At 70.9% G+C, this 13,697-nt stretch carries 15 protein-coding genes and 1 pseudogene; 7 read left to right on the top strand and 9 right to left on the bottom strand.

Annotation, left to right across the window (positions count from 1 at the left end; genetic code table 11):
* Positions 1-44: 44 nt before the first annotated feature.
* The 7 genes from ACBJ59_RS50320 to ACBJ59_RS50290 form a co-directional block, all read right to left on the bottom strand.
* Positions 45-1,079 carry a DUF917 domain-containing protein gene (locus ACBJ59_RS50320; protein WP_375117107.1) on the bottom strand — a complete coding sequence of 345 codons (1,035 nt, stop codon included), beginning with the start codon at positions 1,077-1,079 and terminating at the stop codon, positions 45-47.
* A complete protein-coding gene (locus ACBJ59_RS50315; RefSeq protein ID WP_375117106.1) occupies positions 1,067-1,996 on the bottom strand; it encodes a hypothetical protein in 930 nt (309 codons plus the stop codon). The genes ACBJ59_RS50320 and ACBJ59_RS50315 overlap by 13 nt, the downstream gene beginning before the upstream one ends.
* Positions 1,993-3,300, bottom strand: a complete 1,308-nt coding sequence (locus ACBJ59_RS50310) for an MFS transporter (protein ID WP_375117105.1) — start codon at positions 3,298-3,300, stop codon at positions 1,993-1,995. Before ACBJ59_RS50310 ends, ACBJ59_RS50315 begins: the two co-directional genes overlap by 4 nt.
* A gap of 271 nt (positions 3,301-3,571) precedes the next feature.
* Entirely contained in the window at positions 3,572-4,543 is a 972-nt protein-coding gene (locus tag ACBJ59_RS50305) for an alpha/beta hydrolase (protein WP_375117223.1), read from the bottom strand.
* A 111-nt stretch (positions 4,544-4,654) separates the two neighbouring features.
* Positions 4,655-5,410: an ATP-binding cassette domain-containing protein gene (locus ACBJ59_RS50300; RefSeq protein WP_375117104.1), complete on the bottom strand. Its 756-nt coding sequence runs from the start codon at positions 5,408-5,410 to the stop codon at positions 4,655-4,657.
* Positions 5,407-6,438 (bottom strand): ABC transporter permease, encoded by a 1,032-nt coding sequence (locus tag ACBJ59_RS50295; protein ID WP_375117103.1) that lies wholly within the window; start codon positions 6,436-6,438, stop codon positions 5,407-5,409. The genes ACBJ59_RS50300 and ACBJ59_RS50295 overlap by 4 nt, the downstream gene beginning before the upstream one ends.
* Positions 6,435-7,424 carry a sugar ABC transporter substrate-binding protein gene (locus tag ACBJ59_RS50290; RefSeq protein WP_364132109.1) on the bottom strand — a complete coding sequence of 330 codons (990 nt, stop codon included), beginning with the start codon at positions 7,422-7,424 and terminating at the stop codon, positions 6,435-6,437. The genes ACBJ59_RS50295 and ACBJ59_RS50290 overlap by 4 nt, the downstream gene beginning before the upstream one ends.
* Positions 7,425-7,548: 124 nt before the next feature.
* Here ACBJ59_RS50290 and ACBJ59_RS50285 point away from each other — a divergent pair, with 124 nt between their 5' ends.
* Entirely contained in the window at positions 7,549-8,817 is a 1,269-nt protein-coding gene (locus ACBJ59_RS50285) for a phytase (protein ID WP_375117102.1), read from the top strand.
* Between the two features lie 176 nt (positions 8,818-8,993).
* Positions 8,994-9,347 (top strand): transposase, encoded by a 354-nt coding sequence (locus tag ACBJ59_RS50280; RefSeq protein WP_375117222.1) that lies wholly within the window; start codon positions 8,994-8,996, stop codon positions 9,345-9,347.
* Between the two features lie 603 nt (positions 9,348-9,950).
* Here ACBJ59_RS50280 and ACBJ59_RS50275 read toward each other — a convergent pair.
* Positions 9,951-10,248 (bottom strand): annotated as a pseudogene (locus ACBJ59_RS50275) (transposase); the annotation flags it as partial.
* A gap of 200 nt (positions 10,249-10,448) precedes the next feature.
* Positions 10,449-11,228, bottom strand: a complete 780-nt coding sequence (locus ACBJ59_RS50270; protein WP_375117101.1) for a hypothetical protein — start codon at positions 11,226-11,228, stop codon at positions 10,449-10,451.
* Positions 11,229-11,318: 90 nt separating this feature from the next.
* Between ACBJ59_RS50270 and ACBJ59_RS50265 the strand changes: the two genes are divergently transcribed.
* The 5 genes from ACBJ59_RS50265 to ACBJ59_RS50245 all read left to right on the top strand — a co-directional run bounded on the left by ACBJ59_RS50265 (position 11,319) and on the right by ACBJ59_RS50245 (position 13,537).
* Positions 11,319-12,194, top strand: a complete 876-nt coding sequence (locus tag ACBJ59_RS50265) for a hypothetical protein (protein WP_375117100.1) — start codon at positions 11,319-11,321, stop codon at positions 12,192-12,194.
* A 249-nt stretch (positions 12,195-12,443) separates the two neighbouring features.
* Positions 12,444-12,773 (top strand): hypothetical protein, encoded by a 330-nt coding sequence (locus tag ACBJ59_RS50260; protein ID WP_375117099.1) that lies wholly within the window; start codon positions 12,444-12,446, stop codon positions 12,771-12,773.
* Positions 12,774-12,776: 3 nt separating this feature from the next.
* The gene (locus ACBJ59_RS50255) at positions 12,777-13,058 is read left to right on the top strand and encodes a hypothetical protein (RefSeq protein WP_375117098.1); all 282 of its coding nucleotides are present in this window, start codon (positions 12,777-12,779) and stop codon (positions 13,056-13,058) included.
* Complete coding sequence (locus ACBJ59_RS50250) at positions 13,058-13,273, top strand: hypothetical protein (RefSeq protein WP_375117097.1); 216 nt, start codon at positions 13,058-13,060, stop codon at positions 13,271-13,273. The genes ACBJ59_RS50255 and ACBJ59_RS50250 overlap by 1 nt, the downstream gene beginning before the upstream one ends.
* Positions 13,274-13,276: 3 nt before the next feature.
* Positions 13,277-13,537: a hypothetical protein gene (locus ACBJ59_RS50245; RefSeq protein ID WP_375117096.1), complete on the top strand. Its 261-nt coding sequence runs from the start codon at positions 13,277-13,279 to the stop codon at positions 13,535-13,537.
* Positions 13,538-13,697 lie beyond the last annotated feature (160 nt).

Raw genomic sequence — 13,697 nt, 5'->3', positions numbered from 1 at the left:
CCCCCAGCCCACCTGCAACGCCGAAGTCACCCGCGGCCCCCGGCTCACAGCGGGATCCCGAACGCGCGCGGCCCGCCCAGAGCCAGCCCCGGGTCCGTGTGCCACACCGGCGCCGCCCGCACCACCATGATGTCCAGCTCCAGGCCAGGCTCCGCCTTGTCCACGTCCACCACCATCCCGTCGGCCGTGGAGATCATGCAGATCTGGTCCGGCACCGTCGCCACCACCGCCCCGTCGGCCAGCGCCAGCACGATCTCGTTGTGCGCCTCCAGCCGCACCAACCGCCGCAACCCCTCCGACTCCCGCAGCACGATGCTCGACGGCAACGACGGCAACGCCAGGTCGGAGCCGTGCCCCGTGCTCCCCTCCACAGCCAGGATCCGCCCCCGGCACAACGTCCGCACCCCGTACGGCGCCGCCGCCGACCGCGGCACCCCCGGCTCCCCCGCCCGCATGAGCAGGCTCACCGTCCCCGGCACCAGCACCCGCGCCAGATCGCCCGCCGCCATCGGATAGCACGCCGCCACCGCCCATCCCCCCACCGACAGCACCACGGGACGCAGCAGCTCCTCCACCCGGCCGGCCCCCGTCTCCAGCACCACCAGCTCCCCCGACCCGCCCGCCAGCGCCAGCGGCACCGGGCTCATCCCGCCCAGCGCGTACGTCGTCTGCTCCACCAGCGGGAACACCCGCCCCGTACCGTCGCCGTCCACCAGCGGCACCCCCAGCGCGGCCGCCCCGATCAGCGGCACCAGCGCGTTCTCCGCCGCCAGATTCAGCGCCACCACCGCCCCGGCCCGCTCCCCCAGCCTGCGCTCCAGCGCCCGCACGGCCCGCTCCGGCTCGTCCCCGGCCGGGAGCTGCTCCCCCAGCGCCGTCGTGGAGCCCACCAGGCTGATCGCCACACACAACGTGTCCGGCGCCAGCTCCCCGGCCGCCACCAGCTCCACGCCCCGCCCGACCACCGACCGGGCCCAGTCGAGCGCCAGGTTGTACGACGAGTCCGCCGCCCCGGTCGCGAACAACCGCGACCCCGCCGAGAACCGGCCCAGCCCGTCCCGATCGATCAGCCGGCCCACGGCAGCCCACCAGCCGTCACGCGCACCCGGTAAAGCCCGTCCGGCAGGTACGACAGCGGGTTCACCGTGGTCTCCTCGATCCTGGCCGACCCCGGCGCCGCCCCCGCGCTGACCACCCGGGCCAGCGCCTCGTCCCTGGCGTCCTGGAGCACCCGGTCCAGCTCCGCCCGCCCGCGCGCCTGCACGATCCGCTCCACCTGCGCCTCCGGCTGCCCCAGCGAGGCGCCGTACGCCGCCGCCACCCCGTCGGAGACCTCCCCGCCCAGCACCGGCCGGCCCCGCGCCATGCTCGCCGCCGCACCCAGGTCGCAGGCCAGCGGATAGCGCCGGAAGTAGTGCGCCGCCACCAGCCCGCTCCCCGACCTGGCGAAATACGCCGGCACCCCTGGCACCTCCCGGGCCACCTCGTCGGCGATCCGCCCCGCCTCCGGTCCGAGCGCCGCGTTCCGGATCGCCTCCGCCTCCCGCTCCCGCAGCCCGGGGTGCCCGAACTCGTACGACAGCGTGATCCGCGCCTCCGGCACCTCCGCCGCGATGATCGCCGCCACCGCCAGCTCGTGGTCGGTCAGCATCGGCGAGCCCGTAGCCGTCACGGCGAAGTCCGTCAGCCCGCACGTGGCCGCGAACCGCCGCACGGCCTCGGTGTCCAGCGGCGCCAGCGGCCTGCCGGTCACGCTGTGGCCGCCCCGCACGATCGTCGCCACCCCCGAGCCGACCACCGGGCGCAGCGCCTCCGGGCACGGCCCGCCGACCCGGACGGCCGCCACCGGAGCCGTACGCACGCCGCCCAGGTCCACCGCCACGCAGGCCCGCTCGGCCGACCGCGCGACCGCCCGTGCCACCGGCCAGGTGGCCGCGCCGTCCCTGACCGCCACCACCACCGGCGCGGCCCCACCGAGCGCGACCCCGACGATCACTCCAGCTCGCGCCCTTCGGTCTCCGGCAGCGGCAGGGCCAGCAGCGCCGTCGCCACCATGAACGCGTTGATGATCAGCATGGTCGCGGTGAAGCCGGTCGCGTTCGCCAGCAGCGCGCCCACCGCCGACGGCGCCACCGTGGTGGCCACCAGCTGCGCCGCCGTGGCCCACGAGTAGCCGGTGCCGCGCAGGGCGGTCGGGTAGAACTCGCCGTTCCAGGTGTTCCAGACACCCCACGCGCCCATGCTGAAGAACGCCAGGACGAAGTTGCCCAGGTACAGCCCGACCATGGACTCGGCGGTGGCGAACCAGAGCCCGCCCAGCACCGCCGCCACCACGTAGACCAGGAAGACCTTCCGGCGGCCGAAGCGGCCGGTCAGCAGCGAGGCGCTCACGTACCCGGGGATCATCAGCAGCGCGCTCAGCGCGGCGAAGCCCAGCGACGCCGACAGCGTCAGGCCCCTGTCCTGCAGCAGCGTGGGCAGCCACGTCTGCAGCCCCCAGTAACCCCAGTTGAAGACGAAGTTCAGCAACAGCATGACCACGGTGATCCGGGCCAGCCCGCCCCTGAACAGGTCCAGCGGCCGCCCCACCCGGTGGCTCGCCACCGTGAACGTGGCCTCGGCGTCCGGGCTGCCCAGCGAGCGCAGCACCGCCCGCGCCTCCTCCTGCCGGCCGCGCGCGGCCAGCCAGTACGGCGACTCCGGCACCCACGCCCTGATCGCGAACGCCCACAGCCCCGCCGCCGCGCTGGCGATCACCACCACGTGCCAGCCCAGGTCGCCCAGCGACACCGACGCGCCGATCGCGGCCAGCATGCCGATCGGCCACCCGATCGACAGGTAGACGGCCGCCCGGCCACGGTGCCGGGTCGGCAGCAGCTCCAGGAACAAGGGGAACGTGATCGTGTACACGCCGGCCAGCGCCAGGCCCGAGGCCACCCGCAGCGCCACCAGCACCTCCATGTTCGGGGCGAACGCCGAGGCCAGCGCGATCACCCCGTACGCCAGCAACGACCAGAACGCCGTCGGCCTGCGCCCGATCCGGTCGGCCACCGGCCCCCACACCAGCACGCCCGGGATCATGCCGAACGCGACCGCCGACAGCACCACCCCGACGCCCGCCTCGTCGATCCCGAGCTTCGTGCCCAGATCGCCGGAGACGTAGACCAGGGCGAGCTGTTCCCACGATTCGATGACGAACGCGATGAACAGGGCGAGCGCGATGAGCACGTGCCGTCGGGTGAACGGCATGCGGTCGAACGCCGCGCCGATGGGCAGCGTCCGGGAGTCGGTGGCGGTCATGCAAGCTCCTCGGAGGGGGGCGGAATCTCGCCGCACCCTACGGCGGCCCCGCGCCGGCTCACCTGTGCGCACCGCCCTGACCGGCCCCCTCACCTTGTGCGGCCCGCCCTGACCGCCCTCCCTGATCGCCCGCGGTGACACCGCACGCCCGCCGGTCCGCGGGTCGCGGGCACGGCCGGGCGGACCGCCCTCGCGGGCGGTCCGCGATCTGGCCTGCGGGGTAATAACGGTCCCGGGGGCTTGCCGGGCCACAGTCTCACGCCGGGCGCCTTTACTTAGTAGATTCCGAATGCAGCCAGTGGCGCAGCCTGGTCGTGGCCAGCTCCATGGCCGTCCGGTTGGCGTTGGTGTCGCGCAGCAGGTCCACCATGGCGAAGTCGTGCACCATCCCGGCCAGCCGCACCGCCGTCACGTCGCAGCCCGCCTCGCGCATCCGCCCGGCGAACGCCTCGCCCTCGTCGCGCAGCACGTCCGCCTCGCCGTTCATGACCAGCGCCGGCGGCAGGCCGCGCAGATCCTCGACGCGCGTCCGCAGCGGCGAGGCGTGCGGCTCGGCCCGCTGGGCGGGGTCGGTGGTGTACTGGTCCCAGAACCACTTCATGCCGTCGCGGTTGAGGTAGTAGCCGGTGGCGAACTGCTTGTACGACTCGGTGTCGAAGTTCGCGTCCGTGACCGGGTAGAACAGCACCTGGCCGCACAGCCGCACGTCACCGTGCTCCTTGGCCATCATCGCCAGCACGATTGCCATGTTGCCGCCCACGGAGTCCCCGGCCACCGCCATCCGGGACGAGTCGAGGCCCTTCTCCGGGCCGTGCCGCATCGCCCACTGGGCGGCGGCGTAGTTCTGCTCGATCTGGGTGGGGTACTTGGCCTCGGGCGCGCGGTCGTACTCGGGGAAGACCACGGCGGCGTCGCAGCGCACGGCCAGCTCGCGCACCAGCCGGTCGTGCGTGCGGGCCGAGCCGAACACCCAGCCGGCGCCGTGGATGTAGAAGATCACCGGCAGCGTGCGGGTGGCGCCCTTGGGCTTGACGATCCGCACCGGGATCACGCCGGTCGGGCCACCCTGCACCTGGATCCACTCCTCGTCGATCTCCGGCTTGGGCACGTCCGGGTCGGACTGGAGCTTCTCCAGCACCTCGCGGCCCTGCTCCGGCGGGAGCTCGTAGATGAAGGGAGGCTTGGCGTTGGCATCCGCGAACTGCTGCGCCGCCTTCTCCAGCACGACGTTCCTGCTGGTCATCGTGGTCATGGGTGGTCTCCCGGCCGCTTATCGGTGTTTCGACATGCCGAGGTGTTTCTGCCTGGTGTTCCGTCCGGGTGACCGCCCTGATGGGTCAAATGTCGGCCAAGTTCACTGCCGTTTGAGCTCGTGCTCCAGCTCCTCCAGCTCCGCCCCGCCCGCCATGAGGGCGGTCAGCTCCTGCGGGGTGATGTCCGCCTTGGCGTATTCGCCCATGCTCGTGCCCCGGTTGAGCAGCAGGAACCGGTCCCCCACCGGGTAGGCGTGGTGCGGGTTGTGGGTGATGAAGACCACGCCGAGCCCCCGGTCGCGGGCGCGGGCGATGTAGCGCAGCACCACGCCGGCCTGCTTGACGCCGAGCGCCGAGGTGGGCTCGTCGAGGATGAGGACGCGGGCGCCGAAGTGGACGGCCCGGGCGATGGCCACCGACTGCCGCTCGCCGCCGGACAGCGTACCGACGGGCTGGTCGACGTCGCGGATGTCGATGCCCATGGCGCGCAGCTCCTCGCGGGCCACCCGCCGGGCCTTGGCCACGTCGAACGCCAGGCCCTTGCGGGGCTCGGAGCCGAGGAAGAAGTTCCGCCAGACGGACATGAGCGGGATCATCGCCAGATCCTGGTAGACGGTGGCGATGCCGCGGTCGAGCGCGTCGCGCGGGCTGGCCAGGCGCACCTCCTTCCCGTCCACCAGGTACGAGCCCGCGTCGTGCTGGTGGATCCCCGAGAGGATCTTGATGAGCGTGGACTTGCCCGCGCCGTTGTCACCGAGTACGCAGATGACCTGCCCGGCCGCCACGCCCATCGACACGTCGCGCAGCGCCAGCACCGAGCCGAACGCCTTGCCGATGCCCCTGGTCTCGAGGATCAATGCTTCACCTCCTCCGCGTACCGCCTGACCAGGCGGTTGGCCAGCGTCGCCAGCAGCAGCATCGCACCGAGGAAGAACTTGAACCAGTCGGCGTCCCAGCCCAGGAAGACGATGCCCTTGTCGGCCATGCCGAAGATCACCGCGCCGATGGCGGCCCCGATGGCGGAGCCGTACCCGCCGGTGAGCAGGCAGCCGCCGATCACGGCGGCGATGATGTAGATGAACTCCTGCCCGATGCCGATGTTGGCCTGCACGGACGTGTAGCGCAGCGCCAGGATCGAGCCGACCAGCCAGGCGGCGAACGCGGTCGTCATGAACAGCGCGATCTTCGTACGGGCGGCGGGCACGCCCACCGCCCGGGCGGCCTGCTCGTTGCCGCCCACCGCGAAGATCCAGTTGCCGGCCCGGGAACGCATCAGCACCCACGTGGCCACCACCGTCACCAGGATCCACCACAGGATGGCCACCCGGAACGAGGTGCCGCCGATGTCGATCGTCCCGGCGAAGATCGCGTTCGCGCCCTCGAACCCCTCGGCCCGGCGCAGCCCGCTGACCTGCACGGTCCCGGTGAGGGCCTTCGTCACCCCGAGGTTGACGCCCTGCAGCATGAGGAACGTGCCCAGCGTCACGATGAAGCTGGGCAGCCGCGTCCTGGTGACGACCATCCCGTTGGCGAACCCGACGGCCAGCGCGACCACCAGCCCGGCGAGCATCGCCAGCCACACGTTGAACCCGAAGCGGGTGGCCAGCGTGACCAGGATCAGCCCGCTGGTGCCGGTCAGCACGCCCGCCGACAGGTCGAACTCCCCGCCGATCATCAGCAGCGCCACCGCGACCGCCATGATGCCGAGCGTGGCGGCCGGGTCGAGCCAGTTGGCGATGCCGGCCGGCGACCGGAACACCGGCGACTGGGAGGCGAAGAAGACGAACACCACGACGAGCCCGACCACCGCCCCGAGCTCGGGCCGGATGAGCAGGCGGCGGGCCAGGCCGACGTGGCCGACCCGCTCGTCCGCCGCAATCGTCATCGCGTCCCCGCCTCGGCCAGCTTGGCGACCTGGTCGGCGGTGTCCTTGGTGACGAACCCGGGCCCGGTGTTGACCGGCAGGCCGCCACCGACGGTGTTGAGGTTGGCCTTGTACAGGTTGAGGAAGGTGATCGGCAGGTAGCCCTGCAGGTACTGCTGCTGGTCCACGGCGAACAGGACCTCGCCGTCCTTGATCGCGGTCACCACGTCGGCCGACAGGTCGAACGTGGCCAGCTTCGCCTGCGAGCCCGCGTCCTTGATCGCGTCCCTGGCGGCGACCGCGACGGCCGGGTTGAGCGACAGCACGCCGTTGACCTGCTGGTCGGACTGGAGCTTGGCGGCGACCTTGGAGGTGACGTCGGCCAGGTTGCTCACGTCCACCTGCAGCCGCTCGACCGTGCCGCCCAGCGTCTCCTCGGCGCCCTTGCAGCGCTGGTCGAGCCCGACGTTGCCGGCCTCGTGGATCACGCACAGCAGCTTGGTGACGCCGGCGGCCTTGAGCTGCTCCCCCGCCCCGCGCCCGGCCACGTCCTCGGACTGTCCGACGTGGGTGATCGCGCCGAACGCCTTGGAGGAGTCGGCACCCGAGTTGATCGTCACGACGGGGATCTTCGCCGCGACGGCCTTGCCGATGGCCTCCTTCAGCGCGTCGGGGTTGGCCATGGAGACCACGATGCCGTCGACCTTCTCCGAGATGGCCTGGTCGATGAGCTGCGACTGCTTGGCCGGGTCGCCGTCGCCCTGGTAGGTGACCTGCGCGCCGTACTGCTTGCCCGCGGCCTCCGCGCCGTTCTTGACCACGTCCCAGAAGGAGTCACCGGGCGCTCCATGGGTGATGACGGCGAACTTGCCGCCGCTCCCGCTCCCGGCCGGGGCGGGCGCGGAGGAGGCCGGCGGGGCGCTCTGCGCGGTCTGACCTCCCGAGGAGGAACAGCCGGTGACGGCCAGCGCACCCAGCAGTGCCAGCACGATCGGGGTTCGTCTCATAGGACACCTCCAAGACCAACGGGCTAGCCCTGGTTCTACCCCAATGTCATCTGTTTGTATAGACATGCGGACTTATGCCCGGCACGTTCACCCGTAGTTCAGAGTGATCAACGATCATGAGGAGATGCCTGTGCGTGCCTTCTTATCCACGATCCTCCTGCTTGTCACCCCCCTTCCGCTCGCCGCCGCCGTGCCCGCCGCCGCCTCCGGGGTCGCCACCGTCACCGCGACCGCCGAGACGCCGTCGCTGTACGACGACGAGGCGGGCGGCTTCGCCAACGGCGACGACCCGGCGATCTGGGTGCACCCCACCCGTCCGGGCAGGAGCGTCGTGATCACCACCGCCAAGGAGGGCGGGCTGTACGCGTACGCGCTGTCCGGCGCCCAGCTCCAGCACCTGCCCGCCCAGCCGCCGCCCGGTCCCGACCACGAGCCGGGACGGCTCAACAACGTCGACCTCGTCCACGGCTTCCGCCTGTCCACCGGCGCCACGGTGGACCTCGCGGTGGCCTCCGACCGGGGCCGCGACCAGCTGCGCGTCTACGCCATCGACCCGGCCGCGGCCGCCGCCGGCCGGCCGCCGCTGACCGACATCACCGACCCGTCCGTGCCGTTCGTCTTCAACACCACCCAGGAGGAGGTGGACGAGGCGGAGACCGCGTACGGGCTGGCCGTCAGCGGCACCCGCGTGGTCGTCAGCCGCCGCCACCAGACCAGGCTCGGCCTCCTCCAGCTCACCGCCGCCCCCGGCGGCAAGGTCACCTACCACTCCGTCCGCACGCTCGACCTGCCCGCCACCTTCCCCCTGCCCGACGGCACCACCTGGGTCCCGTGCGGCGAGCCGGGCGAGCTGGCGCAGATCGAGGGCATGGTCGTGGACCGCGCCCACGGGGTGCTGTACGCGGCGCAGGAGGACGTCGGCATCTGGCGCCTGCGCGCGGACCTGACCGGCCGTCCGGTGCTGATGGACAAGGTCAGGGAGTACGGCCGCCAGGACACCTACGACCCGGAGACCGAGGAGTGCGTCCCCGGCCAGGACCGCGGCTACGGCGGCGACCACCTGTCGGCCGACGCCGAAGGCCTGACGATCTTCGAAGACGGGGACGACGGGGAAGGCTACCTGCTGGCCTCCAGCCAGGGTGACGACACCTTCGCCGTCTACGACCGCGAGGACAACGACCACCTGGCCCAGTTCCGCGTGGCCGCCGGCACCCGCACGGACGGCGCCGAGGTCAGCGACGGGGCCATGGTCACCAGCGCCTCGCTCGGCAGCGCCTTCCCGGAGGGACTGCTGGTCGTGCACGACGGCGCCGACACGCCCGGGGACGGCGACCGCGAGGTCACGAACTTCAAGTTCGTGAGCTGGCGGATGGTCGAGAAGGCGATCGACTAGGGTCTGTACGGAGTTGAGATCAGCGGGATTGCCTGCGCTACGTTCGGCGGCCTGGTAGGCCATCGGGCATGGCGCGTGGAGACCTCGCCGACGAGGAATGGTCCTTGATCGAGCCTCACTCGCCGTTGGGTGAGCGAGGCCCGATCCCGGATCTGCGGCGGTAGTTCAACGCGGTGATGTGGTGGTTGAGGACCGGCAGCCCCTGGCGGGACCTGCCCGCCGCCGAGCACGGATCCTGGTCCACCATCTATGACACGTTTCTCTGCTGGGCGCTGAATGGCGTGTTCGAGCGGCTGATACAGGCGATGATCGCCGAAGCTGCGGCTCGTGGGCAGGCCGGCCTCGACGTGGTCAACGTGGACTCCGCCACGGCCCGCGCCCATCATCAGACCGCCGGGATGGTCCTGGACGGCGAGCTGGCCACTGCGCTGGAACAAGCCGCGAAGAGGGAAAAGGGGCAGATTCAGTTGCGATGGCTGATCATGATACTACCGCTGGGCTTTCACCAGGGAGTGGGACAAGAGCCCTGAGAGAAAGCTCATTCTTCCCTACCCACTGGCCATGAGCGGTGCGGGTCCAGTTGCCATCGGAATCGACATATATGATCCCGACACGCTGCTCACCTGTACCGCTTCCGCACGTGGAGAAGGCATACTTCTTGCGGTCAATCCACTGATATCCCCGCGAACAGTTACTCAGGGTTGCGTGAGCACTTGTTGTGGGAGCGAGAACAGTTGCCGTGGCGGCCAGAACCACGATCGCGATGGCTCGCCTCTTGTATCTCGTCGCCATCTTGATCCTCCTATGCTTTCGCCTTCGGCTGGTGAGAACGTTAAGGATTGTCGCTGGCACGGCGCTGCCCGTACTCCACCCGTACTCTGCCGGTGCCGCTCTGTACGTCCCCCGTACCGGACAGGCGTCCAGCTAATCTTGAGCTCGATCAGCGCAACGGTCGTGCTACTCGGCCTCCGCGTCTGGTCGTGCTGGTCGCGTTGTTCACGCGCGACCGTGATCGTCGACGCACTGCGATGACGATCTTTCGCACTCTTTACGCACGGCGTCGCCCGTAACCGGGAACGCCTCCTTACAGGGCGTCAAGCCCTGCACTTGGAGCGTGAACGGAGTTGGGACCTTCAAATGGGTCGTAGGCTGCGGATCCACAAGACGGCTCCCCGGAGATGAAGACCGGCCAGGTAACTGTCGGGGGTCTTGTCGAACCGGAAGGCCAGCGCACGCCCTCCTTGATCCGATTGACGCACCGTTCCACCGTGTTGCGCTCCATGTAGAGATCCGGATCGTGGCGGACCGGCCGGCCGCCGCGAGAGCCACGCTTCTTGCGGTTGGCCGCCTGGTCGACCTTCTCCGGGACGATTGCCTTGATTCCGCGCGCCCGCGCAGGGAGGCGCGGTTGCCGCGGGAGGAGTAGGCCTCTCATCGTCGAGGGCACCCTCGAAGGACTGGCCTCGGCCCGAGCACACGGCCGCATCGGCGGGCGACCGGCGGCCCTGGAATCCCGACAAGCCGGTCTCGGCGTAGAGGAGGAGCACGATGCTCCCCCGGTCACCTACTACGGCGCCAAGGCCAAGCTGAGCTGGTTCTCAAGAATCTGGAGCGATCTCCAAGGTTAAAGGTCAAGTTGGCGGAGCGGTGCGGCGGAGCCGTACCACCACAAAGGCGAGCAGCCCGAGGGCGGCCAGCGCGAAGACCGCGTTGCCGATGAGGTCCACATGCGCGGGCGCTGGGAAACTCGGCGGCTGAGGGAATCCGTGCCAGGCGTAGGTGACCACGCTGGCAGCTCCCAGGGCGAACTTGTGCCAGGGTCCCCAGCCCGTGCGCCGGGACCAGCGCAGGATGAGCAGCATCATGGTGGCGTAGTGCGCGAGGTAGAAGCCGACCGTGATCCACGCGGGCACGATGGACTCCAGTTTGATCCCCACCAGGGCGAGCAAAGTGGGGAGCCAGAACGCCAGCCCGCCCGCGATGGTGATCGCGAAGACGGTCCACGGGCTGGCCGGCGTGGCCGGGAGCAGGGGGCGGCGGAATCGAACGGACAGGAACGCGGCGATGATCAGGGCGACGGCCGTGATCAGCGTCCAGGTGATCTGAGCGGCCGACAGCGGGTAGATGGCGGCCGGACTGGCCAGGGCGATGGGCACCGCGCCGCCTAGCAGGAACAGGACGGCTGACACGGTGAGGCCGACCTTGCCGAGCCAGGGGGTGTCCGGCCGGCGTGAGCCCGCCTCTACCATCGAGATCGGCATCGCGACGCTCCATACCCCATGGATGGCCAGGACGAACACGGTCCAGTAGGCGCCGATACCCAGCGCCGGAATGAACCCATAGTCGAGCAACCGCAACCCGACATAGTCGGGATCGAACAGCGACCGGGTGAGCAGGCCCTCCTCGATCACGGCATAGGCGAGCCCGAGCAGGACCGCATCGACCGGAATGGCCGTCTCCTGACCGGGCGTGCAGGGTCGAACGCCGCGGCGCTCCGCTCCATGGAGGAGGTCCTCCCGGCCGACTGGCTCCAGGCGGCGCGGGCGTCGGGCCCCGTCGAGGTGGTGACCGGTCCTGGCCAGCACGTGCACGTCCGTGCGGACGGCTCCACCCGGATCAGCCTGCCCGCCGACGACAACACCGAGATCGCACCGGCGATCCGGGAGGGGCAGCCCGGCCGCGTGCCCGTGCCGTCCGCGCAGCCTGGCGGGGTGGCCAAGGCCACTCAGCCCGGCGGAGTGGCCAAGGCCACAGTGGCGGCGCACGAGCTGGGCCACCACCTGGAGGCGACCGTGTCCGGCCTGCGCGCCGCCGGGGAGGCGATGCTGTGGGACCGCACCAGCCACGGCCCGATCGGTGACCGCGTCAGGCCTGAGCCGATGTTCGGCGAGGACCGCGGTCGCCCGTTCGAGATCTACCCGGGCGACTTCCCCGACGCCCGCACCGGCCGCGTCAACGGCGACGGCACGCAGGAGGTGTTCGCCAACGTGCTGGAGTCGCTGGCCGGCGGCGGCGACTACGCCGACGCCGACCTGCGGCACTGGGGTCTCGGCGCGCTCGCCCTCCTGGCCACGGACGCGACCGGCCCGCAGGGCGGCACCCGCCGCGACGTGGGCGCCGAGTGGCGCGACCCGCTGGACGGCATCAACCTGCTGGCCCTGCCCGATGAGCAACTGCGGGCGCTGCTCCCCCGATCGACGACCCGCAGGCGGTCGCCAGGTTGCTCGCGGTGCTCGACGAGCGCGAGCAGCGGCGGACCGGCCGCGACCAGATCGACCTGGCCGACCTGTCGGACGCCGAGCTCGAAAGCATGCTGCTGGCCGGCTGGGACGGCTACGGCGACGACCCGGAGCGGACGGCGTCGCAGGACCGGGTGATCGCCGAGACAGAGGCGCGGGAGGCGGAGCGGCGACGCCTGGGCGACGAGCTCGGCGACCTGGCCGCCTCCGACCTGCTGTCCATGGACACCAACGACCTCGCCGCGCTGTACGGCCGCAACCTGGGCCGCTACGGCATGGACCCGGCGGTGACCGCGCTGCTCGACCAGATCAGCGCCGAACTGGAGGAGCGCGACCGGGCGCCGCGACATCGGCGCCGACCCGTACGCCGCTATGGACCTGGCGGGGATGAGCGAGGAGCAGCTCGCCGAGCTGATCGAACGGCACCAGCCGTCCTACCACTCCGACCCGTGGTCCGGCGCGCTGGTACGGCGGGTCATCGCCGAGCTCGACGACCGCGACCGCGACCGGCAACAGGGCGCCGAGGACGACCGCACCCCGGAAGAGATGCGGATCGACGACCTCATCACCCAGGGCTGGAACCCGCGCGACGCGTACGCCGAGGTGTACGGCCTGTCGGAGGAGGAGATGGACCGCCAGGAGCGGATCGCGATCATCGACGCCAAGCGCGGGGCTGGGGAGCGGCGCGAGCAGGTGGTGCGCCGCATGTACCGGTAGTGGGTGTACGAGCAGGCCCTCGAAGCCGAACGCGCGACGAACGGCTACATGCTGTCACCACTCGGCCGGAAGGCCGGCGTGGACCCGAAGCGGCTGTGGGGCGGCAACGCCGACCACGCGCACGCGTACGCGTCGGAGGAACTCAAGCGGTGGTGGGCAGAGCAGCCGAACGGCGGCAGGATGACCTACAACGAGTGGCGCGCCCAGTGGCTTGGAGACTCCCGCGACCGCAGGCAGGCACAGGAGCGGCGGCAGACCGCGGGCAACGGAAGGGACTTCGGCTGATGACGACCGGCCAGGGGCGGACGCCCACCACCGAGGAGCTGGCCACCGCGCGCCGCTCCGCCAGGCGCGCGGCGAGACTCGGCGCGCCGCCCGGTGTATGCCCATACAACCCGCGCAACGCGGACGAGCAGACGCTGGCCACCGTGTGGATCGCCACATACGTTGACGCCCTACCCGACGACACGGCCGGCGGCACTGGCCAGGAAGAGGCATAGCCAGTGGGCCGCATCGTGGAGGGGTACATCGACGGCGTCTACTACGCCGTCACCGTGGGCGAATCCCAGCAGGGCAGGCCCGACAGCATCGGCGTCGTCTCCGGCGCGGCCGCAGCGCGCCGGCTGCTGGAGTTCCACAACGGGCAGCCGCTGCCACGCTCCGGCCATGTGCTCGACGTGGCCAACCCGGACCTGGTCGTGCAGGCGCTCCAAGACCTGACCGACGTCATCCATGTTCGCTTGGCCGGGTCGGCAGGCTCTTAGGCTTATCGGACCTGTGTCCGTGAATTGACGACGTGGCAGCCTTGAGAATCGCCGCTCACCAACGATTGCGGGCCTGGAGACTGAAGAGACGATTTGGTCACCCACGGGCCAACGACGTCTCTTGTGTAGGGGTAGTGGGCTGAGTTGCACTTTGCGATTA

The sequence above is a fragment of the Nonomuraea sp. MTCD27 genome (assembly GCF_041950495.1).
Classification (GTDB): Bacteria; Actinomycetota; Actinomycetes; order Streptosporangiales; family Streptosporangiaceae; genus Nonomuraea.
This window is presented reverse-complemented; position numbering and strand designations above follow the sequence as displayed.

Bases quoted from the DNA above. Each gene is read 5' to 3' on its own strand.
- ACBJ59_RS50265 (WP_375117100.1), top strand. From the start codon at position 11,319: ATGGAGGAGGTCCTCCCGGCCGACTGGCTCCAGGCGGCGCGGGCGTCG.
- ACBJ59_RS50250 (WP_375117097.1), top strand. From the start codon at position 13,058: ATGACGACCGGCCAGGGGCGGACGCCCACCACCGAGGAGCTGGCCACC.
- ACBJ59_RS50310 (WP_375117105.1), bottom strand. From the start codon at position 3,300: ATGACCGCCACCGACTCCCGGACGCTGCCCATCGGCGCGGCGTTCGAC.
- ACBJ59_RS50285 (WP_375117102.1), top strand. From the start codon at position 7,549: ATGCCTGTGCGTGCCTTCTTATCCACGATCCTCCTGCTTGTCACCCCC.
- ACBJ59_RS50260 (WP_375117099.1), top strand. From the start codon at position 12,444: ATGAGCGAGGAGCAGCTCGCCGAGCTGATCGAACGGCACCAGCCGTCC.
- ACBJ59_RS50290 (WP_364132109.1), bottom strand. From the start codon at position 7,424: ATGAGACGAACCCCGATCGTGCTGGCACTGCTGGGTGCGCTGGCCGTC.
- ACBJ59_RS50305 (WP_375117223.1), bottom strand. From the start codon at position 4,543: ATGACCAGCAGGAACGTCGTGCTGGAGAAGGCGGCGCAGCAGTTCGCG.
- ACBJ59_RS50280 (WP_375117222.1), top strand. From the start codon at position 8,994: ATGTGGTGGTTGAGGACCGGCAGCCCCTGGCGGGACCTGCCCGCCGCC.
- ACBJ59_RS50295 (WP_375117103.1), bottom strand. From the start codon at position 6,438: ATGACGATTGCGGCGGACGAGCGGGTCGGCCACGTCGGCCTGGCCCGC.